At 69.7% G+C, this 22,643-nt stretch carries 18 protein-coding genes; 7 read left to right on the forward strand and 11 right to left on the reverse strand.

The window, feature by feature from the left end; translation table 11 throughout:
- Positions 1 to 13: 13 nt before the first annotated feature.
- From N788_RS03895 to N788_RS03920, 6 genes are all read right to left on the reverse strand, one after another.
- The gene (locus N788_RS03895; protein ID WP_425476474.1) at positions 14 to 454 is read right to left on the reverse strand and encodes a RidA family protein; all 441 of its coding nucleotides are present in this window, start codon (positions 452 to 454) and stop codon (positions 14 to 16) included.
- Between the two features lie 50 nt (positions 455 to 504).
- Positions 505 to 981, reverse strand: a complete 477-nt coding sequence (locus N788_RS03900) for a c-type cytochrome (protein ID WP_034221215.1) — start codon at positions 979 to 981, stop codon at positions 505 to 507.
- Positions 978 to 2,588: a flavin monoamine oxidase family protein gene (locus N788_RS03905; RefSeq protein WP_034221217.1), complete on the reverse strand. Its 1,611-nt coding sequence runs from the start codon at positions 2,586 to 2,588 to the stop codon at positions 978 to 980. Before N788_RS03905 ends, N788_RS03900 begins: the two co-directional genes overlap by 4 nt.
- Before the next feature lie 201 nt (positions 2,589 to 2,789).
- Positions 2,790 to 3,530, reverse strand: a complete 741-nt coding sequence (locus N788_RS13745; RefSeq protein WP_051924336.1) for a rhodanese-like domain-containing protein — start codon at positions 3,528 to 3,530, stop codon at positions 2,790 to 2,792.
- Positions 3,527 to 4,582, reverse strand: a complete 1,056-nt coding sequence (locus tag N788_RS03915) for a hypothetical protein (protein WP_152560365.1) — start codon at positions 4,580 to 4,582, stop codon at positions 3,527 to 3,529. Before N788_RS03915 ends, N788_RS13745 begins: the two co-directional genes overlap by 4 nt.
- A gap of 67 nt (positions 4,583 to 4,649) precedes the next feature.
- Positions 4,650 to 5,207: an ECF-type sigma factor gene (locus tag N788_RS03920; RefSeq protein ID WP_211250680.1), complete on the reverse strand. Its 558-nt coding sequence runs from the start codon at positions 5,205 to 5,207 to the stop codon at positions 4,650 to 4,652.
- Between the two features lie 96 nt (positions 5,208 to 5,303).
- Here N788_RS03920 and N788_RS03925 point away from each other — a divergent pair, with 96 nt between their 5' ends.
- Positions 5,304 to 7,682 (forward strand): serine/threonine-protein kinase, encoded by a 2,379-nt coding sequence (locus N788_RS03925; RefSeq protein WP_084695871.1) that lies wholly within the window; start codon positions 5,304 to 5,306, stop codon positions 7,680 to 7,682.
- A 63-nt stretch (positions 7,683 to 7,745) separates the two neighbouring features.
- Positions 7,746 to 9,803: a phospholipid carrier-dependent glycosyltransferase gene (locus N788_RS03930; RefSeq protein ID WP_034221228.1), complete on the forward strand. Its 2,058-nt coding sequence runs from the start codon at positions 7,746 to 7,748 to the stop codon at positions 9,801 to 9,803.
- Here the strand turns inward: N788_RS03930 and N788_RS03935 are convergent, their stop codons facing one another.
- Both N788_RS03935 and N788_RS03940 read right to left on the reverse strand, forming a co-directional pair.
- The gene (locus N788_RS03935) at positions 9,804 to 12,857 is read right to left on the reverse strand and encodes an efflux RND transporter permease subunit (RefSeq protein ID WP_034221231.1); all 3,054 of its coding nucleotides are present in this window, start codon (positions 12,855 to 12,857) and stop codon (positions 9,804 to 9,806) included.
- Positions 12,858 to 12,862: 5 nt separating this feature from the next.
- On the reverse strand, positions 12,863 to 13,900 hold the full coding sequence (locus N788_RS03940; RefSeq protein ID WP_034221234.1) for an efflux RND transporter periplasmic adaptor subunit: 1,038 nt from the start codon (positions 13,898 to 13,900) through the stop codon (positions 12,863 to 12,865).
- A 126-nt stretch (positions 13,901 to 14,026) separates the two neighbouring features.
- Here N788_RS03940 and N788_RS03945 point away from each other — a divergent pair, with 126 nt between their 5' ends.
- The 3 genes from N788_RS03945 (at position 14,027) to glnE (ending at position 19,195) form a co-directional block, all read left to right on the forward strand.
- Positions 14,027 to 15,241 (forward strand): magnesium transporter, encoded by a 1,215-nt coding sequence (locus tag N788_RS03945; RefSeq protein WP_244444080.1) that lies wholly within the window; start codon positions 14,027 to 14,029, stop codon positions 15,239 to 15,241.
- A gap of 171 nt (positions 15,242 to 15,412) precedes the next feature.
- On the forward strand, positions 15,413 to 16,342 hold the full coding sequence (locus N788_RS03950; RefSeq protein WP_034221235.1) for a hypothetical protein: 930 nt from the start codon (positions 15,413 to 15,415) through the stop codon (positions 16,340 to 16,342).
- Between the two features lie 39 nt (positions 16,343 to 16,381).
- Entirely contained in the window at positions 16,382 to 19,195 is a 2,814-nt protein-coding gene (gene glnE / locus N788_RS03955) for a bifunctional [glutamate--ammonia ligase]-adenylyl-L-tyrosine phosphorylase/[glutamate--ammonia-ligase] adenylyltransferase (protein ID WP_051924337.1), read from the forward strand.
- 35 nt (positions 19,196 to 19,230) lie between these two features.
- Here the strand turns inward: glnE and N788_RS03960 are convergent, their stop codons facing one another.
- Together N788_RS03960 and N788_RS03965 are read right to left on the reverse strand one after the other, a co-directional pair.
- On the reverse strand, positions 19,231 to 20,187 hold the full coding sequence (locus tag N788_RS03960) for a mitochondrial fission ELM1 family protein (RefSeq protein WP_034221238.1): 957 nt from the start codon (positions 20,185 to 20,187) through the stop codon (positions 19,231 to 19,233).
- 58 nt (positions 20,188 to 20,245) lie between these two features.
- Positions 20,246 to 21,049: a hypothetical protein gene (locus N788_RS03965; protein ID WP_034221240.1), complete on the reverse strand. Its 804-nt coding sequence runs from the start codon at positions 21,047 to 21,049 to the stop codon at positions 20,246 to 20,248.
- A 221-nt stretch (positions 21,050 to 21,270) separates the two neighbouring features.
- Between N788_RS03965 and N788_RS03970 the strand changes: the two genes are divergently transcribed.
- On the forward strand, positions 21,271 to 21,846 hold the full coding sequence (locus tag N788_RS03970) for a YceI family protein (protein WP_034221244.1): 576 nt from the start codon (positions 21,271 to 21,273) through the stop codon (positions 21,844 to 21,846).
- A gap of 21 nt (positions 21,847 to 21,867) precedes the next feature.
- On the opposite strand, the gene N788_RS03975 is transcribed toward N788_RS03970, so the two are convergent.
- Positions 21,868 to 22,290 carry a hypothetical protein gene (locus tag N788_RS03975; protein ID WP_034221246.1) on the reverse strand — a complete coding sequence of 141 codons (423 nt, stop codon included), beginning with the start codon at positions 22,288 to 22,290 and terminating at the stop codon, positions 21,868 to 21,870.
- A 149-nt stretch (positions 22,291 to 22,439) separates the two neighbouring features.
- Between N788_RS03975 and N788_RS03980 the strand changes: the two genes are divergently transcribed.
- Positions 22,440 to 22,643: a zinc-finger domain-containing protein gene (locus N788_RS03980; protein WP_034221248.1), complete on the forward strand. Its 204-nt coding sequence runs from the start codon at positions 22,440 to 22,442 to the stop codon at positions 22,641 to 22,643.

Here is a 22,643-nt window from a genome sequence, read left to right on the forward strand (position 1 = left end):
CCGGCGGCGGGAATCAGGGACGGACGGCGGTGACCTCGATCTCCACCAGGAAGCCCGGGTTGGCCAGGGCGGCCACCTGCATCGTCGAACGGGCCGGCAGGTTGGGCTGCTCGTCGGTGCCGAAGTAGCGCGAATAACCCTTCATGAAACCGGCAAAGTCCATCTTCCCGTCGTTGCCGGGGTCGCCGACCAGGAACACCTGCATCTTCACCACGTCGCCCATCGCCAGGCCCATGCCTTCGAGCTGGGCCTGGATGCGGGCGAGCACGGCGAGCGTCTGCGCTTCGGTGTCGCCATAGGCGGCGACGCTGTTGGCGGGGGCTTCGGCGTTGGCCACCGGCGGAACCGCGCCGCTGAGATAGACCGTGGTGCGCCCGGCCGGGACTTCCACCGCTGCGGCGATCGGGAACGTACTGTTGCCGGGCAGTTTGTGCCGGACCACGTCCGAGCCCATGGCCAGGGACGGGGCGAGCAGGAGCAGGGCGAGCAGGCGGGTGCGGGGGATCATGGGCGGTCTCCGTTGGGGGCGCGCAGCGCAGCGACGTCGGCGGCGCTGATGGGTTCGGGGTAGTCGTTGCCAAGGTTGCTGCGCAGGTAGTTCACCACCGCCGCCACCTGGGTGTCATCCATCCACGACTGCGCCACGAACAATTCCTGGCTGCGCTCGCTGCCGAAAGCCGGCATGTTCCGCCGGCCGTTGACGATGGTCAGCACCAGATACGGCGCCGACGCGGTTGCCGGATTGTTGGCCAGGGCGGGGTAGCTGCCGCCGCCGACCGCGCCCCGGCCTTCGGGCATGTGGCAGCCCTGGCAGACCTGTTCGTAGATCGCCTTGCCGTCGGTGGCCTGGATCTTGCCGTCCGCGGAAGCGCGCAGCGTCGCCGCGTCCGGTGGCGGTGCGTCCCCGGCGGCGACCGGCAAAGCCACCAGGGCCACCGCGAGCAGTCCACGCCGGAAAAAAGCCTGGCGATGCGTGTTCATGCCTTGCCTCCCGATGCCAGGGCGCGCTGGTGCAATCGCGTGATCGCATCGAGCGCCGAGTTGACCGCGCCCTCCTGCCAGGCCGGCTGGTAGGAGGCATGTTCGCCGGCGAGCACGATGCGGCCGTCGAAGGCGCACAGGTTCGCGTAGTGCTGTTCCCGCAGCGCCTCGGTCCACATCGCGAAACAGCCCATGGCGCCGGGCACGCGGTGCCAGGACACCGCGATGCCGTTGTCGAATTCATCCCGGTACTGCGGATGCAGGCGGCCACCCTGTTCCACCGCCTGCGCGACACGTTGCGCCGGGGACATCGCATTGAACCGGTCGGCGTCGTGGCCCCAGACATAGGCGCCCAGCAGCACCGACTTGCCCGGCGACTGATAGCCATGGCTTGGATAGCCGATGGTGCCGATCGGCTGGGTCGTGTAGCTGATGCCGCCGTAGATATGGTCGTCCTCTTCCCAGAACCGCCGATTGAACTGCAGCCCCACCTTGGTCGAGCCGGTGTAGGGAACCGCGCTGATGGCGTCGGCCATCGGCCGGCCGACATTCATCGGGATCTGGCCGAGGATCGACAGCGGGATCGTGCACACGCACCAGTCGGCGCGCGCGGATTGCCGGATCCCCGGCGCCCCGGTGTCCTCGTAAGTGGCGGTGACGCCGTCTTCATCCTGGCGGATGTCGAGCACCTTGCTGCGATAGCGGATGCTGTCGCCCAACTCGCGGCCGAAGGCCCTGGCGATGGCGTCCATGCCGCCGACCGGCTGCATCAGCGTGCTCTGCATGTCATGCAGTTCGCCCAGCGGCAGGAAGCCCCACAGGCCCGAGTTCAGGACATCCGCGGGTTTGATCGGTGCCGAGAACACGGGTGCACCGCCGGGGCCGCCGCCCGGGTCCTTGTCGTAGCCGCGGCGGTCGCTGCTTTCGAAGCAGGGACGGTAGGCGTAGTCACGGTCCAGTGCACCCCACCACTGCAAGGATGCGAGCAGGATCTCCTGGTCCTGGGCCGTCACGGGCTCGTCCAGGGCCCCGCCGCGGGTCGCCTTGGCCAGCAGTTCGGCGACCTGGCCCTGGTAGTCGGCCTTGATCGCGCGCAGGCGCTGCGGCTTGCCGTTGAAAGCCACCGGGTCGTGCAGCAGGGCGTTGTGGTTCACCTGCACGAAGTTTTCTAGCGTCACGCCCAGTCGCCGGCAATAACCCAGGATGCCGTGGTGGTGGTGCGGCAGTCGCCAGGGTCCGGGGTTGATGTACTGGCCGGGCGCGAAGCCGCAGTCCTGGGTGGCGCCGCCGAGTTCGGTGTAGCGATCGCCGCCGCGCAGGGTCCAGACCCGGCCGCCGGGCCGGTCGTTGAACTCCAGCACTTGCACGCGATAACCGGCGTTTCGAAGTTCCAGCGCGGCCACCATGCCGGCGATGCCTGCGCCGAGCACCAGCACCGATGCGCCGCGCGGTGCCGGGCCAAGCGCCGGCACGCCGGTGAAGGTGCTCTCGGCCGCGAAGCCCAGGCTGGTCATGGCCTGGTACATGACGGCCGAGCCGCCGGCGACACCGATCAGTCGAAGCAGTTGACGGCGCGACAGCGCCACGCCTTTCGTGCCCTGCGCCATCGGTTTTCCCCTGGCTGGGATGGCTTCCCAATCAACAAGCCAACGTCAGTAACCGCAGCCAGCGGCCACCGACGGGCCCGGTGTCGGGAAGTGCTTCCCCGGCGACTTCAACATCGTCCTGGTGCGGGTCTTCGCCAAGGGCGAGGACATGCAGCCTTCGAAGCAGCGCTGCGACGCCATCATGAAGGCGGGGGGCGCCGGTCAGCGCTGCTGCGTCGGGCCACCCTGGCCCTGCGGCGACACCAGCGGCCCGCCGGCCTGCTGCCAGGCTTCGATGCCACCGCGATACCACAGCACGTTCGTGTAGCCCAGGCGGGTGGCGCGAAGCGCCGCGTTGTAGCTCATCCAGCACTGGCTGGACTGGCAGTAAAAGACCATCGGCCGGTCCTTGCGGCCCTGGGTGACCTGCTGCAGGTACTGCCCGAACTCGCGCTGCACCTGGTCTTCGAAGCTGCCGCCCTGCGACGCGGGGACCACAGCAATGGCGTTGGGCAGCATCTGCGGCCCGCCGAGCACGTCAAAGACCAGGGTGCCCTGCTGGGGGTTCTGCAGCAGCTGCACCAGTTCGGGCGTGGTGACCAGGCGGCCGCCCGGCAGCTGGTTGGGCGTCGGCCCGTGCAGGCCGCCGGACTTGAGCTGCGCGGTGGCAGGCACGCCCATGTCCTGGCGTTCGGCCTGCATCAGGCGGGCCATTGCGTCGTTGTTCTGTCCAGGGCCCTGTTGGGCCGGCGGCTGCGTATAGGCGGGCTGTTGCTGGGGATAGGCCGGTTGTTGCTGCGGGTAGGGCTGTTGCTGCTGTTGCTGGGGATAGGCGGGCTGCTGCTGCGGATAGGCCGGCTGCTGTTGCTGTTGCTGTGGTTGCGGGGCGCTGCCGAAGGTGTCCTGGGCCAGGACCGGGGCGGCCAGCAGGCAGGCGAGGGGAATCAATCGCAAGGTTTTCATTCGATGCGCTCCAGGCGTTCGGCCTCGGTATCGAGGTCGCGGTTGGGGTCGAAGTTCGGGTCGTTGCTTTGCAGGTAGGTGCCGTCGTTCGCGCGCCAGTTATGGTCGTAGTAGCTGTCGAGGCGAACCTCGCCGCCGGCGGCCGGATCCTGGTAGCGCGAGGTCCCGGTGGCCGCGTCCACGTTGCGGGCATGGATGCGGTCGCTGGTGGCGTTGCGCTCCTCCCAGCCGCGCATCTGCATGTCCAGGATGTCGTTGCCGGTGTCGGCGATGATCTGGCTGCGGGTGGCGGCGCCCTCCTGGTTCTGCCGGGCGATGACCTGGTTGTGCTTGTTCATGCGCGCCTGCCAGGCCGGATCCGGTTGGCCCGTCGTCGCGACGTGGGTCAGCAGGTCCATGTCCAGGGCCCCGGCGGGTGCGCTGAGCGTGGTCGGGGCGCTGGCGACGGCGGAAAGGAACTGCCGAATTTCGCCGGGCATCACCCCGGGCATGGCGGTCAGGGAAAACAGGACAACGGCGGCGACGCTTTCCCGCCGTTCGCCGCTGGGGCCGCCGTAGGCGATCAGCAGTTCGCCGCCATCCTTGCGCCACTGCATGCCGTTGCCGCCCGGCGGCGGCGGCGTGCGCACCAGGTCCGGTCGTGCCCGGTAGTCGAGGATGCGGGCCCCGGGCCGGTTGCGCTGGACGAAACTTTCCAGGTACTGGCGGACATCGGTGATGGGCGTGCGCGGGCATTGGCCCTGCGTCGCCGGGAGGCCCAGGTTGTCCCAGGTCCAGGCTTCCGACGGGTGGATGGTCAGCAGCTGGCTGCCATCGGGCGAACTGGCCTGCCAGCGGAAACTGGGCGTCGCGCCGCAGGGGGCGTTCTGGTCCCAGATCACGCCGCCCTGGGTGCGCCAGCCGGCCGGCAGCTGCACCCAGTGGGCCGGCATGGGCTGCTCGAAGCCGCTCGGATCGACGATCGCCACGCGCTGCATCTGCGCCGTGGCCCCCTGCGCAGCCGCCAGCAATGCGGCCGTCACGACCCCCACCCACATCGTTTGCCTGGACATGGTGTTCCTCCCTTTTCCCCTACAGGCGGGAAACGGGGCGGAACCGGCTCAACGGCCCGTCCGTGGGTCAGGTACCCGAATCGAGCGCGTCGAACAGCCAGGCCCGGGCGGACTGCCACTGCCGCTTCACGGTGGCCGGCGAACTGCCCATGGCCTGGGCGGTTTCCTCGATGGTCAGGCCGCCGAAATAGCGCATTTCCACCACCCGGGCCTTGTCCGGGTCGATCTTTTCAAGCCGGGCCAGGGCGTCGTCGAGCGCCAGGGCATCCACGGTGCCGGTGTCGGCCGCCACGTCCAGGCCGGTCAGGGTGACCCGCTGGCCGCCGTCGCGCTTGGCCGCCTGGCGCCGTCGGGCGTGGTCGACCAGGATCTCGCGCATCACCCGTGCGGCCATGCGTACGAAGTGGCCGCGGTCCTGCCAGTCCATGCGCTCCAGCCCGGACAGCCGCAGGTAGGCTTCGTTGACCAGCGCGGTGGGCTGCAGGGTGTGGTTGGCGCGCTCGCCGCGAAGCTGGCGGTCGGCCAGGGCGCGCAGCTCCGGATAAAGCACGGCGACCAGCCGGTCGCGCGCCGAATCGTCGCCGTCGCGCCAGTTCCGCAGCAGGGAAGTGATGTCCTCGGCCATGGTCGCGGAGTCTAGCTGAGCCATTGCGGCCCTGCCTTGCGCCTTCTGCTAACGTCGGGCCGCAGTGGGCGTCCCGTTCATCACGCCGGGGAATCGATGAATACATCCGTGGAAGTGCAGGTGCTGCAGTGGTTCGAGCGGGCGCTGGCCCAGAAGCCGGAACAGCGCAGGCTTTGGCTGGCCGACCAGGACATGGACCAGGGCGTTCGCGAGCGGGTGCTGCGCCTGCTCGACGCCGACCAGGCGTCCGGCGCTTTCCTGGAGGAAACCGCCATTGCCGAAGAGGCCCTGCCGCCCGAGTTCCCCAAGGTCGGTGAGCGCCTGGGCGCCTACGAGCTGCTCAAGCCGCTCGAATCCGGCGGCATGGGCGTCGTGTATCTGGGCCGGCGCGCCGACGATGTCTACGACCAGCAGGTCGCGATCAAACTGGTGCGGCCGGTGCACCTGCTGGCGGCGGCCGAATTCCGCCGCCAGCTGATCAGCCGTTTCGAGGACGAGCGTTCGATCCTGGCGCGAATGAGCCATCCCAACGTCGCGCGCATCCTCGACGGCGGCAGCACCGGCGCCGGCATCCCTTACCTGGTGATGGAATACGTCGACGGCGTGCCGCTGACCGACTACTGCAAGGCCAACAAGCTGGACGTGCGGGCGCGGCTGGCGCTGTTCGGCAAGGTCTGCGACGGCGTGCAGGAGGCGCATCGCCACCTGATCGTGCACCGCGACCTCAAGCCCGACAACATCCTGGTCGGCGAAAACGGTGAGCCGCGCCTGCTTGATTTCGGCATCGCCAAGATCCTCGAGCAGGAGCCGCTGCCGACCGATGGCAAGCGCCACACCTCGCTCTCGGCGATGACCCCGGCCTACGCCAGCCCCGAACAGGTGCGCCAGCAGGCGCTGACCACCAGTTCGGACGTCTATTCGCTGGGCGTGATGCTCTACCAGCTGCTGGCCGGCGTGCGCCCCTACGAACTCGGTGGCCTGCGTCCCTCCGAAGCCGAGGCCGTGGTCTGCGACACCCTGCCCGATCCGATGCGCAAAATGCTCGACAAGGCCGCGCTGACCGACGGCGAGCGCAAGGCCCGTCGCGCCCAGATCACCCCCGACCTCGAGCGCATCGTCGCCAAGGCCATGCACAAGGAGTCGGCGCGCCGCTATGGCTCGGCGCAGGAACTCGCCGACGACATCCGCCGCTACCTCAACGGCGAACCGGTGCTGGCGCATCCCGATTCCACCGCCTACCGCATGGGCAAGTTCGTGCGGCGGCACCGGTTCGGCGTCGCGGCCGCTTCGCTGGCGCTGCTGGCGGTGCTGGCGTCCGCGGGCATCGCGATCTGGCAGGCCGAACAGGCGCGCCGCGCGGCCGACGACACGGTGCGCGTCAACACCTTCCTCATGGACGTCCTGAAGTCGTCCGACCCCTACAACACCGGCAGCGACATCAGCATGAGCCAGGCCGTGGACGAAGCCGCGGCCAGGGTGACGGCGGGTTTCCCCGACCGGCCAGACCTCGCATCGAAGATCCGCTTCGCGCTGGGCTACAGCATGATCAGCCGAAACAAACTCGATACGGCCGAGCGCGAACTGGGACTGGCGCTGCGCGAAAGCCGCGCTGCCTTCGGCCCGGAAGCCGTGCCGACCCTGAGGATTCGCGAAGGCATTGCCCAGCTGCGCAAGCAGCAGGGCCGGCTGGACGAGGCCCAGCAGATGCTGCACGACATCGTGGACTCGTTCGAAGCGCAGGGCCTGCAGTCGGAGCCGGCCTACTACGTGACGCTGGCCAACCTGGGCGAGATCCACCTGAGTCGGGATGACCTTGAGAAAGCAGAGCTCTACCTGGGCCGCGCCCTTGCCCTGCCGCCACCCCCGCAGGACGGCCAGTTCGCCCCGACCGACCGCGCCGTCCTGAAACAGAACCTGGCCCAGGTGGCCCATGCCCGCGGCGAGCTGGTCGAGGCCGACCGTCTCTACCTGGAATCGATCGACGAACTCGAGCGCGTACACCCGGATGGCAGCCCGGAGCTGGCCACGGCCCTGAGCAACCTGTCGACGCTGAGGGACGAACAAGGCAAGGCGGACGAAGCCTTCGCCTTGATCAGGCAATCGGTCGAGATGCGCGAGAAGGCGTTTCCTTCTGGCCACCCGACGCTGATCACGCATTGGGCCCTGCTGTCGCAGCGCGCCGTTGCCGAGGCTGATGGCGGGTACGCGCTGACGGCGGCACGCAAGGCCGCCGGCTACGCCGAGGACCTGCTTGATCCTTCCGAGCCGCTGGCCATCTTCGCGCAGTACGTCCTGGCCGAGGCGCTGCTGTTCCAGGGCGAGCTGGTCGAAGCCGAACAACGACTGGCCGGCGCCGAAATCCAGGTGGAAAAGATGCCCCCGGAGGCCAAGAACCTGCGCAACCTGCTCTCCGACCTCGGCCAGCGCCTGTGCCAGGCGCCCAAGGCCGGTTCGCTGCCCCGCTGCGGCGGCTGACCACCCTGGCCGGACCGGGCCGCGCTTTACGCTTATTCCAGGGATGACGCGTGGATGCCTGCCATGAACAATCCCGGTTTGACCGCCGCTGTCTGGGGGACGGCGCTGCTGCTGGTCCTGGTCGCGCTTGCCGTGGGCCGCTCGGCGCTTGGCACGCAGCGCGACGGTTTCACGGTTGACGAACCCTGGCACGTGGTGGCGGGCGTGTCCTACCGGCGCGATGGCGACTTTCGCCTGAACCCCGAACACCCGCCGCTGATGAAGTGGGTGGTCGGCGCGGCGCAAGGAGGGGACTTCGTCCTGCCGCCGCTACCGGCCTTGAGCGAAAAGGGCCACGAGCGCAACTGGGTCGAAGAGGTGATGTTCCTGCGCAACGACGCCGCGGCCGCGCAGCAGGCCACGCGCATCGGCATGTGGAGTTTCCACGCGGCGCTGCTGCTGGCGCTGGGGCTGCTGGCCTGGCGCGCCTTCGGCCTGGCCGCGGCGGCCGGCATGCTGGCCTTCCTGGCCATCGAGCCCACCATCGCCGCGCACCTGCCGGTGGCGATGACCGACCTGCCCCTGGCGTTGACGCTGGCGGTGGCGTCGCTTTGCACCGGGCTGATGCTCGAACGCTGGCGCTGGCCCTGGGTGGTGTCGACCGGCCTGGCCCTGGGTCTGGTGCTGGGCAGCAAACATTCCGCGCTGGCCGGGCTGGCCGGACTGGGCGCGGTGATGCTGGCGGGCGTGTTCGCCGGCGTGCGCAAGGGCGGCGCGCGCGAGGCCGCGCGCCGCGCCGGCAAGCTGTTGCTGGCGGCGGTGCTGGCCTGGGGCACGCTGTGGGCCCTGTACGGCGGACAGTTCCACGCCAGTCCGGACGGCGGCGACCCGTTCAACCGGGCCATGGCCGACAAGGTTGGCGACCTGCAGATGCCGGCCTGGCGCGAAGGCATCACGCTGGCCGACCGTTTCCGGGTCTTGCCGCGTCCCTACCTGTGGGGCCTGGCCGACACGGTGCGCGCCGGCGTGGAAGGCCGTGGACAGGCCACGCACGTGGTGTGGGGCGTGAACCACAAAGGTTCGCCGCCGTGGTTCACCTGGCCTGGCATCCTGGTGGCAAAGGTGCCGCTGGCCCTGCTGGCCTTGTCGCTGGCGGGCCTGCTGGCCTTGCCCTGGACGCGCGTGCCGATGGCCGGGCGCTGGGCGCTGGGTGCGGCGCTGGCGATGTCCGCGCTGCACCTGGTTGCTTTGATGTCTTCGCAGGGCACTTACGGCGGCGTTCGCCACGCCCTGCCCGTGCTGGTGGTGCTGGCCCTGCCCGCCGGCATCCTGTTCGCCTTCGCCTGGCAGCGCCGGCCCGTCTGGCGGGTCGCGGCCGCGTTGCCGCTGCTGGCCGCCGCCGCGACCACGTTGGGCGAACCGCGGGTGTGGGAGTACCACAACGAACTGGCGGGCGGCAGCGCCGATGCGTACCGGATGTTCGCCAACGAAGGTCTGGACCTGGGCCAGCGCTGGCCGGAGATCCACGACTTCTACCAGCGCGAGATCGCGCCCACCGGCCTGCCGCTGTACACGGCCTACTGGTTCATGGAGGAGCAGGCCATCGCCGCCGGCATCAACTACCGGCGCCGGGTGGAGACCATCGACGACGACAACGTCGCCGGTGTCTACGAGGGCTATTTCGTTTATGGCATGGGCGACACCCTGCCCATGCCCGAATACGACTGGGATCCGGAAGAAGTGTTGCGCGGCCTCGAACCTGTCGAGCGCCTGGGCTACGTGACCGTCTACAAGGGCCGGCAGGTGAATCCGAAGGGGCGGGCGGAAAGCGTCTACCTGCGCGTGCTCGAACACCTTTACGAGAAGGGCGGCGGGCGCGACGAAGTGGTGTCCAGGCGCCTGCGTGAAGTGCTCGACCAGGCGCCGTACCATGTCGGCGCCGCGATCGAACTGGGCAACGCGCGCCTGCGCCTGGGCGACAAGGACGGCGCCCGGGCCGCCTATGCCGTGCCCTTGTCCTACGCCAAGGTGCCGGTCGAACCGCTGGTGAAAGCGCAGCTGGAACAGCGAATCGCCGAACTCGAGGCGACGCACACGCAGGCATCGGACCTGCCACCCATGCGCAATCCGTGGATGGAGTGATCAGCCGGCGTGGCCCCGGCGCGTGAAGCGCCGGGTGAAGGTTTCCATCACCGCGAAGGCCGCCGGGATCACCACCAGGCTCAGCAGGGTCGAGGTGGCCAGGCCGCCGATGACGGCGATCGCCATCGGCTGGCGGAAGGCGGCGTCGGCGCCCAGGCCCAGGGCGATGGGGGTCATGCCGGCGGTCATGGCGATGGTGGTCATGATCACCGGGCGCGCGCGCTTGCGGCAGGCGTCCACGAGCGCGTCGTGCATGTTCATGCCCTTTTCGTCCTCGGCGATGACGGCGTAGTCCACCAGCAGGATCGAGTTCTTGGTGGCGATGCCGATCAGCATCAGCAGGCCGATCAACGCCGGCAGCGACAGCAGCGTGCCGGTCAGCATCATCGCGCCAAAGGCGCCACCGGCCGACAGGGGCACCGCCATCAGGATGATCAGCGGATGGCTGGCGTGGTTGAACAGCAGCAACAGCACGGCGTAGACGCAGAACAGGCCGGCGCCCATGGCCAGGGCGAAGCCGACGAAAAGTTCGACGAAGATCTCCGAGTCGCCGGTGTTCTGGACCTGCACGCCCGGCGGCAGTCGCTGCAGCGAGGGCAGCTGCTCGACTTCCGCCATCACCTCGCCCAGCGGACGGCCGTTGAGTTCGGCGGTGAAGGTGATGTTGCGCTGGCGGCCGAAACGATTGACCTGCGACGGTCCGCTGCCGCGGCGGATGTCGGCCACGGCCGCCAGCGGCACCGTGCCGCCCTTGGCGCTGGGGACGCGCAGCAGGGTCAGCAGGTCCTGGTCGGAGAGGTTTTCTTCGGCCAGGCGCACGCGGATAGGAACCTGGCGGTCGGGCAGGTTGAGCTTGGCCAGGCGCTGGCGGAAATCGCCGCTGGTGGCGATGCGCGCGGCTTCGGCGATGTCCGCGGTGGACACGCCCAGGTCGGCGGCCCGGCGGGCGTCGGGCACGATCACCAGCTCCGGGCGCAGCAGCGATGCGGTGGAACTGACGGTGCCCAGGCCCTGCAGCGAACGCAGGTCGCGTTCGAATTCACCGGCGGCGCGGTAGAGGCGCTCCGGGTCGTCGCCGCTGAGCACGAGCATCAGCTGTTCGCCCGGTTCGCTGCTCAGGAAGCGCTGGCGCACGCCCGGCAGCGCGGTCAGCCGTTCGCGCACCTCGCGCTCGAGTTCCTTCTGCGAGCGCTCGCGGTCGCCCTCGGGGCCCCAGTCCAGCACCATCGTGACCTTGCGGACTTCGCCGAAGCCGTTCACCGCCGGGTCGCCCAGGTCGAGCACGCCGCCGACGGTGGCGTAGACCTGGCGCAGCTCGGGGATGTCGCTGATCAGCGCGCGGGCGCGTTCGCTCATTTCGGTGGTCTGGTCCAGCCGGGCGCCGGGCTGCAGCTCCAGGCTCAGGTTGCTGCGGCCCAGGTCCGAGCCGGGGATGAAGGTGGCCGGAATGAAGGGCAGCAGCGCCAGCGAGCCGATGAACATCAGCAGGGCCAGGCCCAGGGTCTTGTAGCGGTTGGCCAGCGCCCATTCCACCAGGCGCAGGTAGCGCGCCATCAGCTTCGATTCCTTCTCGACGTGCGGCTTGGCCTTGAGCTGGTAGGCCGCCATCATCGGCGTCAGCAGGCGCGCCACCATCAGCGAGAAGATCACCGCGGTCGCCGCGGTCCAGCCGAACTCCAGGAAGAACTTGCCGGCGATGCCGGGCATGAAGGCCACCGGGATGAACACCGCGGCCAGCGTCGCCGACGTGGCGATGACGGCCAGGCCGATTTCGTCGGCGGCTTCGGTGGCGGCCTGCTTGGGCGGCTTGCCCATGGCCAGGTGGCGGTCGATGTTCTCGACCTCGACGATGGCGTCGTCCACCAGGATGCCCACCACCACCGCCAGCGCCAGCAGGGTGATCATGTTCAGGCTGAAGCCCAGCAGCCAGATCACGCCGAAGGTGGGAATGATCGACAGCGGCAGCGCCAGCGCGGAGATCCAGGTCGCGCGCCAGTCGCGCAGGAAAAACCACACCACCAGCACCGCCAGCGCCGCGCCTTCCCAGAGCATGTGCATGGATGACGAGAACGAGGCGCGCACTTCGTCGATGGCGGTGCTGACGAGCTTGAATTGCACGCGTGGGTGTTCGGCCTCGAGTTGCCGGATGGCCGCTTCCACGCCTTCGCCGACGTCGATTTCGCTCGAGCCCACGGTGCGGCTGATGCCGAAGCTCACCACCGGCTGGCCGTCGATCATCGCCAGCTGCCGGCGTTCGGCGTGGCCATCGGTGACCGTGGCCAGGGCCACCAGCGGCACCTGGCTGCCGTCGGGCAGCACGATCGGGAACTGTTCAAGCATCTGCGCGCTGTCCACCGTGCCGACCGCACGGATGGCCTGTTCGCTGCTGCCCTGGGTGGCCCGGCCGCCGGAGCGCTCGAGCTGCGAGCGCGCCAGCTGGCCCGACACGTCGCCGGCGGTAATGCCGTAGGCGGCCAGCACGCCGGGGCGCAGGTCCACCTGCACTTCGCGGTCGATGCCGCCGCTGCGCACCACGGTGCCGACGCCGCGCACCGAGAACATTTTCTTGGTGACTTGGTTGTCGACGAACCAGCTCAGCTCGTCCTCGCCCAGGCTGTCCGAGGCCACCGCGTAGGTGACCAGGGTGCCGCCGACGACTTCGATCTTGGCGACCACCGGGTCTTCGATGTCCGCCGGCAGCTCGGCGCGGATACGCGCCACGGCGTCACGCACTTCGTCCAGCGCGGTGCTGAGGTCCTTGCCGATGCGGAACTCCACGAACGTCGTCGAGGAACCTTCGGTGACCGTGCTGATCAGCTTGTTGATGTCCGGCAGGCTGGCCACCGAGTCCTCGATCTTGCGCGTGACCTCGGTTTCGAGCTGGCTCGGCGTCGCGCCCGGCAGCGCCACGGTGATGGTGATGCCCGGGTAGGACACGTCGGGGAAACGCGACACCGCCAGCTGCTGGAAGCCGAACAGGCCGACCATCGTCAGCAGGATGAACAGCAGGATCGCCGGCAGAGGCCGGTTGATGGACCAGGCGGAGAAGTTCATCCGGCTCAGCCCTCGCTGGCCGCGACCACGCGCACCAGATCGCCGTCGGCCAGGAAACCGGCGCCTTCGACGACCACGCGCTCATCGCCGTCCAGGCCTTCGCGGATTTCGACCACGTTTCCGCTGCGGGCGCCCAGCTCGACCCGGCGCTGGGCGACGACATTGCCTTCGCCAAGCACGAACAGGTAGCGGTAGCCGTCGCGCTCGACGATGGCGGCGGCGGGCACGGTGCGCACTTCGCGCTCGGCCAGGAGGATCTCGCCCGGCGCGTACATGCCCGCGCGCAGGCCGCCCGGGTCGGGCAGGTCGGCGTACACCGTGCCGGTGCGGCTGCGGCTGTCCAGGCCCGGTGAAATCGTGCGCACGGTGCCCTCGACCGGCTGGCCGTCGGGGGCCTGGAGGCGCACCGGCATGCCGTTCCCTATCTGCACGAGGGCCGCCTCGGGCACCTCGGCGCGCCATTCCAGGCGCTGGTCGCGGATCAGGCGCAGCAGTTCGGCGCCGGCGGTGACCACCTGGCCGGGCTGTACGCTGCGCGCCGAGATGACGCCGTCGTGCGGCGCGCGCAGGGTGGCGAATTCCATCCGCAGCCGGGCGTTTTCGGCCTGGGCCCGGGCGGTTATCTCGCCGGCGATCAGCTGTTCGGCCTCGCTGGCGGCGACCAGTTGTTCGCGGCGCAGGCGCTCGCCGCGCCGGGCATTGGCCGAGGCGACCTGGAGGTTGGCTTCTGCCTGGCGCAGTTCCATCGCCAGCGTGCGTGTGTCGAGCTTCAGCAGCGGCTGGCCCTTTTCCACGACGTCACCGACCTCGACCTCCACCGAGGCGACGCGCTGGCCAGTAAGCTCGACGCCCAGCACCACTTCTTCCCAGGCGGCGATCGATCCCGAGGCGGCGATGCGGCGCGGAAGCGACTGCATCGCCGGTTCGTCGACGCTGACACTCAGGGCGGGGGTCGAAGGGGCGGCTGCTTCGTCGGCGCCGCAGGCGGCCAGCAGCAGGCCGCACGAGATCGCGAGCAGGGCTCGCAGGGGGTAAGCCGTCATCGGGTCTTTCGCCGTGGGGTGCGAGAACGCGATTGTCCCAGAACCGGGGCCGGGGCGCATGGCCGGTACCGTGTCCGTTCGGCTACGCTTAAGACGTTTTCGAAGGCTTTCCCAGGGGAGAACCCAGTGAGCGCAAGGACGACCACGGCGGACGCCGACCAGGCCCTGGCAAAGCGCATCGCCGCGCTCGACACCGATTCGGCGATCCGGCGGCTCGAGGGCCTGCCGGCGCCGGACGTGGCGCAGCTGCTGGCGAGCCTGCCGCCGGCGCGGGCCAACGTGCTGCTGGCCGCCATGCCGGTCGGTGAACGCACCGCGGTGATGGCGGCCGCGCCGGCCGGCACCGACTGGGCCGACAGCCAGCGCTATCCGGAAGGTTCGGTCGGACGCCTGATCGAGGACCCGCCGGCGGTGTTCACGGCCAGCACCCGCGTTGCCGAAGCCGTCGAGGCCCTGCGCGAAGTCGTCAAGACGCGCCTGGTGACCTACCTGTGGGTAGTGGACGCCAACGAACAGCTGCGGGGCGTGGTGGCCTTCCGCGACCTGCTCTATGCCGACCGCAGCGCCAGCCTTGACGAGATCATGATCCGCTCGCCGTTCTGCCTGCGTCCGGGGCAGGACCTGGTGGACGCCATGCGCGAGGTGGTGACGCGCCACTACCCGGTGTACCCGGTCTGCGAGGACGACGGCCACCTGGTCGGCCAGGTGCGCGGGCAGGTGTTGTTTGAACAGCAGGCCTTCGAGATCTCCGCCCAGGCCGGTGCCATGGTCGGCGTCGAGAAGGAGGAGCGCCTGGCCACGCCGCTGTGGCGCGCCTTCAAGTTCCGCAATCCCTGGCTGCTGGTGAACCTGCTGACGGTTTTCGTGGCGGCGGCGGTGGTGGGTTATTTCGAGGACACGATCAACCGGGTGGTGGTGCTGGCGGTGTTCCTGCCGGTGCTGGGCGGCCAGAGCGGCAACCTGGGCGCGCAGTCGATGGCGGTGATGCTGCGCGGCATGACCCTGGGCGAACTCAAGGCCACGCGCATCGCCGGCATCATCACCAAGGAAGGCCTGCTGGGCCTGATCAACGGCGCCGTGACGGGCGCGATCGCGGGTGCGGCCATGTACTGGGTCGTTGCCCGCGGCGACGGCGAAGACGCGCTGGCCCTGGGCCTGATCACCCTGGCTGCGATGGCGCTGAGCTGCATGGTCGCCGGCCTGGCCGGCTCGACGATCCCGCTGGCGCTCAAGCGCCTGGGCGCCGACCCGGCCACGGCGTCGAGCATCTTCCTCACGACCCTCACCGACGTGGTCAGCATGGGGTCTTTCCTGGCGCTGGTGACCTGGCTGGTGCTGTAAAACGGCGCGGATGTTGCACTGCAACGTGCAACATTTCCGGCACCGGGCAAAGATGCCCGTGCTTCCGACGTGGGGGAGGGAGCTGAAGGCCCGCAGCTGCTCAAGCGCTGCGGGCTTTCTTTTTTCCGCCGTCCGCTAAGATCGCCCCGACCCCTGGCGAAAGGAACGGCGATGAACGGATTCACGATGGCCGCGATCGCGGCCCTGTCCCTGGCGATGACCGGTTGCGCCACGGTGCCCGGGGCCGGCTCGGCGGCCGCCGACGCCGAAGAGGCGCCGGCGCGCCCGTTCATCGAACGCAGCCTCGTGCTGGCTCCCGAGTCGGTGGGTGAGTTCAGGCTCACGGAGCTCAATGACTATCCCGACCATCCGCCGTCGGGCGCCGGGCTTCGCTATGTGCACGCCGAGTTCCCGGACGTGCTGGTGAACCTGTTCGTCTATCCGGTCGGTCGTGCGGACCGCGACGTCGCCCTGGTCCATGGCATGACGCAGCTGCGCGAAGAGCTCGCCGCGATGTCCGCCCAGGGGCGTTACCAGGGCCTGGACTACGGCGAAGAAGTCGACTTCGATCTCGACACCGTCGGCGCCGACGGCCAGGCCTCGCCATCGGACCCGGTGCCGGCGACGGGCGGTGGCGCTGGTCCGGACGATGTCGAGGCCGCGTTCCTTGCGATGGCCGCGAAGGTGGAAGCGGCCATGGACACCTCGCTGGGGCGCCGCCTTTCGCTCAGCTTCACCCGCGAGGACGGCCCGATGAATTCCGCCGCCTTCATGTTCTACCGGGGCCTGTATCTCTACAAAGGCCGCATCAGTGCGCCCGCCACGGCCATGCCGGCGGAAAACTTCGACCGCTTCGCCAACCGGGCGATGGCGCTCATCGTGCCGGTGGTCGAAGTCCGCAGCACCGGCGGCTGCGCCAACCTGTCGGTCAACGTGGATCCCGGTGCCGGGAGCGAAGAGATGCAGCAGCAGTTGATGCGCGGACTGGTGGAGTCCAACACGCGTGCGAAAAACGAGAACTGCGCCGCGGCGCTGGACACGAGCGTTCCCGAGGGCCATCGCTCCCAGTCGCTGGTCTACCCGGCGTCGATGTGGCGCTGAGCAGCAGGACGGCACGGCCAGCCGTGCCATCATTCGCGCATGAGTGAGCGCGACACCCTGGAACGATCGTTGACGGCCCACGTGGGCCGGGCCATGGCGCGGCTCAAGGAGGCGGCGCCCGAGCCACTGGCGGCATCGGACCGGATGCCCGCGCTGGAAACCCTGGCCATCGCCAGCGATTTCGCCATCGACACCCTGGTCCGGCAGCCGGCGTTGTTTGATTCACTCGACGCATCGGTGGTCACCGTGCCGGAACTTCCCGAGGACGCGGCGGCCGACTGGCCGGCGCTGCTTCGTCGCTGGCGGGCGCGAAACTCCACCCGCCTGGTCTGGCGCGACGTGCAGGGCCTGGACGACGTCGATGCAACGCTGGCGGGCGCCAGCCGGATCGCCGACCAGGCCCTCCAGGCCGGCGTGCAGGCCCTGGTCGGGCCGCTGGAAAAGGCCCACGGCCTGGTGCGCAACCCCGACGGCCAGGTGCAGTCGCTGGTCGTGTTCGGCCTGGGCAAGCTGGGTGGCCACGAACTCAACTTCAGCTCCGACGTGGACCTGGTGTACGCGTTTCCCGAGCACGGCGTCTCCGACGGCGCGCGGCCGCTGGACGCCGAAGCCTGGTTCACCCGACTGGGCCAGCGACTGGCGCAGCTGCTGGGCGACGTCACCGGCGACGGCTTCTGCCACCGTGTCGACCTGCGGCTGCGTCCCTTCGGCAGCAGCGGCCGGCTGGCGCTGAGTTTTGGCGCGATGGAGCAGTACTACCAGCGCGAGGGCCGCGACTGGGAGCGCTACGCCTGGATCAAGGCGCGCCCGGTGGCTGGTGACCTGGCCGCCGGCCAGCGCCTGCTCGATACCCTGCGGCCCTTCGTCTACCGGCGCTACCTGGACTACAGCGCGCTCGACGGCCTGCGCGAGATGAAGGCGCTGATCAGCGCCGAAGTGCAGCGGCGCGAACTCGCGGAAGACCTCAAGCTCGGACCGGGCGGCATCCGCGAGGTGGAGTTCCTGGTGCAGGCCCTGCAGCTGATCCGCGCCGGCCGCGAACCGCCGCTGCGCGGACGCTCGCTGTTGCCGGCGCTGGCCGCGCTGGCCGAGGCCGGCCACGTCAAGCCGGCGACGGCCGAACGCCTGGCTTCGGCTTACCGCTACCTGCGCCGGCTCGAGAACCGGGTGCAGATGCTCGCCGACCAGCAGGTCCACGCGCTGCCCGACGACCCGCTGCTCCGGCATCGCATCGCCCGCGGCCTGGGTTATCCGGGCGAGCGTGAACTGCTGGTCGAACTCGACGGACACCGCGGCGTCGTCGCCGAAGAGTTCGCCGGCCTGCTCGAAGCCCGCCGTCGGCGCCGTGCGCCGGAAGGGTCGCTGGTCACGTACTGGCGCGCGCTGCCCGATGGCGGCGATGCCGCGGTCCTGGCCGCGGTGGGCTTTGAAAACGCCCCGGCCCAGGACGCCAACCTGCGCGACTTCGCCCGCACGCCGGCCGTGCGCTCGCTGTCGCCGCGCGGGCGCCAGCGCCTGGACAACGTGGTGCCCGAGTTGCTGGCCGCCGCCGCGCGTTCGCAGGCGCCCGACGCCGCGCTGCCGCGGGGACTCACCCTGCTGCAGGCCATCACCCGCCGCACCAGTTACCTCGCGCTGCTTGACGAACAGCCCGCTGCGCTGGCCCGGCTGGTGGACGTGACCGCGCGCAGCGCGCTGCTGTCCGATCGCCTGGCTGCGCATCCGCTGCTGCTCGACGAATTGCTCGACACCCGTGCCGCCGGGCCGGTCCCGGATGCCGATGAAATCCTCGATGTCGTTTCCGAGGCGTCGTCGCGCCTGCCGCCGGGCGACGTCGAAGCGGGCCTGAACACCCTCAACGAACTGCGCCAGGCGATCGGCTTCCGGTTGGCGCTGGCGACCATGGGCCTGCGCCTGCCGCCGGTGCAGGCGGCGTCGCGGTTGGCGGCGCTGGCCGAAGCCTTGCTGGCCGTGTTGTTGCGCTTGGCCGAGGACGACATGGCCCGCCAGCACGGCCGCGTGCCGGGCGCCGGGCTGGCGGTGCTCGGCTACGGCAGCCTCGGTGGCCGGGAGCTCGGTTTCGGCTCGGACCTGGACCTGGTGTTCCTGCACGACGCGCCGCCGGACGCGAGCTCGGATGGTGACCGGCCGCTCGATGCCAATCGCTATTTCGGACGGCTCGCGCAGCGCCTGGTCAGCCTGCTTGGCACCGTCACCGGCGCCGGCAAGCTCTACGAAGTGGACGTGCGGCTGCGTCCGGACGGCGCGCAGGGCATGCTGGTTTCGAGCCTGGAGAGTTTTTCCGACTACCAGCGCCAGCGCGCCTGGACCTGGGAACGCCAGGCGCTGGTGCGCGCGCGACCGATGGCTGGCGCGCCCGCCGTGCGCGAGGCCTTCGACCGCATCCGTCGCGACACCTTGCAGGCACGGCGGGACCCCGACGAGTTGCGCACCGACGTGCTGAAGATGCGCCGCCGCATGCGCAACGAACTCGACCGCAGCAACGCCGCGCGCTTCGACCTCAAGCAAGGCGAGGGCGGGCTGGTTGACCTCGAGTTCCTGCTGCAGGCGCTGGTGCTGCTGCATGCCGGCGAGCATCCCTCGCTTTGCGAACCACGCGATACCCCGGGCTTGCTGCAGGCCGCCGCGGCTGCCGGCCTGCTGCCCGCCGAGTCACTGCAGCCGCTGCTCGACGCCCACGCGCTGATGGTGGACATGGGCCTGGACTGCACGCTCGACCAGCGCCCGCGCCTGGTTCCCCCGGACGAGCCCCTCGCCGCCGCCCGCGCCGTCATCCGCGATGCGTGTCGTGCCTGCGGGTTCAATTTCTCGGCGACCGACGGCCCCGGCTGAACACCGCGCAGGAACCTCGCCCGCTCGCGCCGCTGTCAGGACCCGAAAAGCCGTTGCGCAACCAGGGCGGCGACGCGCGGGGTCTCGCGCAGGGGTTCGGCCGGCACGTCTTCCGGCAGTTTGCCCAGCGGCTGGATGCGACCCCGGGCCAGCATCGACACCATGTACCGGCCGACGCGCCCGCTGGCGCGCTGCGGTTCGGGAACGTAAACCGGGCAGGCGGTGGCGCAGGCTTCCGACACCATGTTCACCGAGTCGGGGCTGACCACGATGCGGTCGGCCCAGGCCAGGGCGCCGGCGTAGGGGTTCTCGCCGTCGGTGGGGTCGAACCAGCGGAGGCCGGGCACGTCGGCCCAGTAGCTGCGCGCGAGCCGGGCCAGCTTCGCCGGCGTGCGCCGGGAGCCGATCACCAGCAGGCTGCCGCCTTCCATCGCCAGCCAGTGTTCGAGCTTGGCGGCCATCACCTCGAAGGCGCCGCGGTCGAAGCGCACGGCCGCGGTCGGCCCGCCCAGCAGCACCACGGTGCGCGGGCCGGGCAGTTCACCCAAGCCGGGGAAATCGGCGCGGCCCTGCGCCAGCCAGGCGTCGTCGACCGGGTTGAGGCTGCCGCACAGGGTGATCACATTGGGCCCCCTGCGTCCGTCGTGTTCGGGCGCGATCACCAGGTCCCAGTGGCGGGTGGCCAGGCGCGGATGCAGTACCTGCACGACGCGCGTACCGCGTTCGCGCAGCAGCCGGGTGGCGAGCGCGGCGCGTCGACCGGCACCGATGGCCAGGGCCGGCGGCGTCGCCAGGACGGCGAGGAAATCGGGCCCGAAGGCTTTCTCGGCACTGGGCAGGCGGCGTGGCGCCAGCCAGCTCCACGGGGCGGCGGTGGCCAGGCAGAGCTCGCGCCCCTGCGGTGCCAGCGCCTGCGCCAGGGCAAGCGCCTGCCGGCGATGGCCGGCGGCGCCGTCGTGCAGGGTCCAGCAGCTGAGGGAAAGGCCAGGCATCACGCAAGCCTAGCCGGAACGAGGGCGGCACCGCGAGGCCGCGGTGCCGCCGGGGCCGTCAGTCGCCGGCGAAGCGAGTGCCGAAGTTGATGTTGGCGGCATCGACCATGCGGGCGTTGCCGCGGATGGACATGGTGATGGTGATCGGCTTCTTGAAGAACTGCTTGGCCTGCGCTTCGGTCAGGCCGTAGCTGTTGATCAGGGACTGCTTGCTGACCAGGCCGCCGATGCACATGCGGGTGAAGGTGAACTGTTCGACGTTGTACTCGCCCGGGCCGATCGACCCGGACACATTGATGGCGCTCAGCCCGAGTTCGATGGCGCCGTTGTAGGGCGTGCCCGAGAAGGGGTCGCTCAGGCCATCGAGCACTTCGCTTTCGATGCGGTAGACCGGGAAGGCCTGGAACCGGTACTGCTCGGGCGCGGCGGTGAAATTGGCGAAGCCGACCGACACGATCGGCGTCTGCCAGTGGCAGAGCAGCGAGTCGGTGCTCTTGCCCGGCAGGGTGATCGCCGCCAGGTCCGGGGCTTCGAAGGACGTGAAGGCCGGCGCCGGGTTGAGCTGGATGCAGCGCGGGTCCAGCGGCTCACCGGGGATCACGCAGTCGGTCTGCAGGTAGGTGAAGCCCGACAGCAGGCCCAGCCAGTTCATCTTGCGGCCGAAGCTGTCGGCGTCGCCTACTTCGGCGGCGGTGGGCGCGGCCTTGGTCGCGGCCGGGTCAGCCAGGCGGGCCGACTTCATGGCGGCGCGCCCGGCGGCCAGCGCGTCGTTTACCGGCGGGGAGCGGAAGGTGTCGTCGGCCAGGACCGGCGCGGCCGTCAGCGATGCGGCCAGCGCCAGGATAAGCGTGCGAGCTTTCATGCGGTGTCTCCTTGGATGTCCGCTGCCCCGGCGGGGCAGGGGAGGGGCGCGGGGGCGCCAGGCACTCGTAGTCCTTCACGCAATGAAGGCAGGGACTGGGGCCAAATGCCAAACGACTGCAACGATACGTTCCCGTTTCTGGGCTGTGTTGCGCAATTGCATCCAATAAGCTGGCGGCCTCCTGTCGCCAGGAGCCACCCCGCCCGTTTTGGAGACCCCTCGTGAAACTGAAGACCCTCGTGCTTGCCGGCCTGTTCGCCATGGCCACCCTGCCGGCGTTCGCCGCCGACGCCTACAAGATCGACCCGGCCCATACCCAGGTCCTGTTCAGCTACAACCACCTCGGCTTTTCGAACATCACCGGTCGATTCGACAGGGTCGAGTCCGAATTCGCCTTCGACGCCGCCGACCCCAGCCAGTCCAGCCTCTCCGTCAGCATCCCCGTGGACAGCATCAGCACCGGCGTGGCCAAGTTCGACGAGCACCTGCTCGGCGCCGACTTCTTCGACGTCGGCAAGTACCCGACCGCCACCTTCACCAGCACCGCTGTCACCGTGACCGGCGAGGACAAGCTGGCCGTGGCCGGCGACCTGACCATCCACGGCGTCACCCGGCCGGTGGTGATGGACGTGACCATCAACAAGATCGCCGATCATCCGATGAGCAAGAAGCCTGCCGCTGGTTTCGACGCCCGCATCGACATCAAGCGCAGCGAGTTCGGCCTCGGCGCCTTCGCCATGGCTGCCAGCGACGACGTGCGGATCGCGATCACCGTCGAGGCCCAGAAGGCCGAATGACGTGGGTGGGTGTCGTCGCGCTCATGCCGATGCCACCCGCCTGTACCTGAGCGCCAGAAGCATCAGGTAAGCACCCACGAGCAGGTCCACCGAGCCGCAGAACTCCGGCCACCAGGACGGAACGCCGGCGTTGCTGACCCAATGGTCGTGGAAGATGTCGTAGACCCCGTGGGCCAGGTAACCGATGGCCAGCGCTACCTGGGTGCCCCTGTTTTTTCGCCAGGCGGCGACGTGGGCGATGGCGATGAAGGCCATGCCGGCCAGGATTTCCGCCGGCAGCGCGTGCAGGCTGGCGCCCAGCAGCGCGAACGCCCAGTAATAGACCGGGAACGTGGCCAGAAGGGCAGGGTAGGCCCACCGTGAATCCTCCACCCTCCGGGCTTTGAATCCCCGGATGATGAGGCCGGCTACAAGCACGCCGATGGCGAGCGCGGGAAGGTTCATCGATGGGCTCCGGACAGACGTAGTGCCCCTTGTGCGCCTTCCCACGGGGGTAAGGTCAATTCCCCGATCGGCGCTGCGGGCGGGAGCGGGCTCGGTCTGTTGGCCCGAAGCGATGTAAAATGCCGGCCAGCCCCCGAAGGACCTCCGCCATGTCGCGTACCGACACCGCCACCGCCCGCGCGCCGGCCAACGCCGAGCGCCGTTACGAGGTGCTGCGTTCCGAGCTGCCGCTGTCCTGCCCGACACCCGCAATGGCGCTGTGGAACTCGCACCCGCGCGTCTACCTGCCCGTCGAAGCGACGGGCGAGGCCACCTGCCCGTACTGCGGCGCCCATTTCGTCCTGAAGGGCTGA

Origin of the sequence: Arenimonas donghaensis DSM 18148 = HO3-R19, assembly GCF_000743535.1 — a bacterium.
GTDB classification, from domain to species: Bacteria; Pseudomonadota; Gammaproteobacteria; order Xanthomonadales; family Xanthomonadaceae; genus Arenimonas; species Arenimonas donghaensis.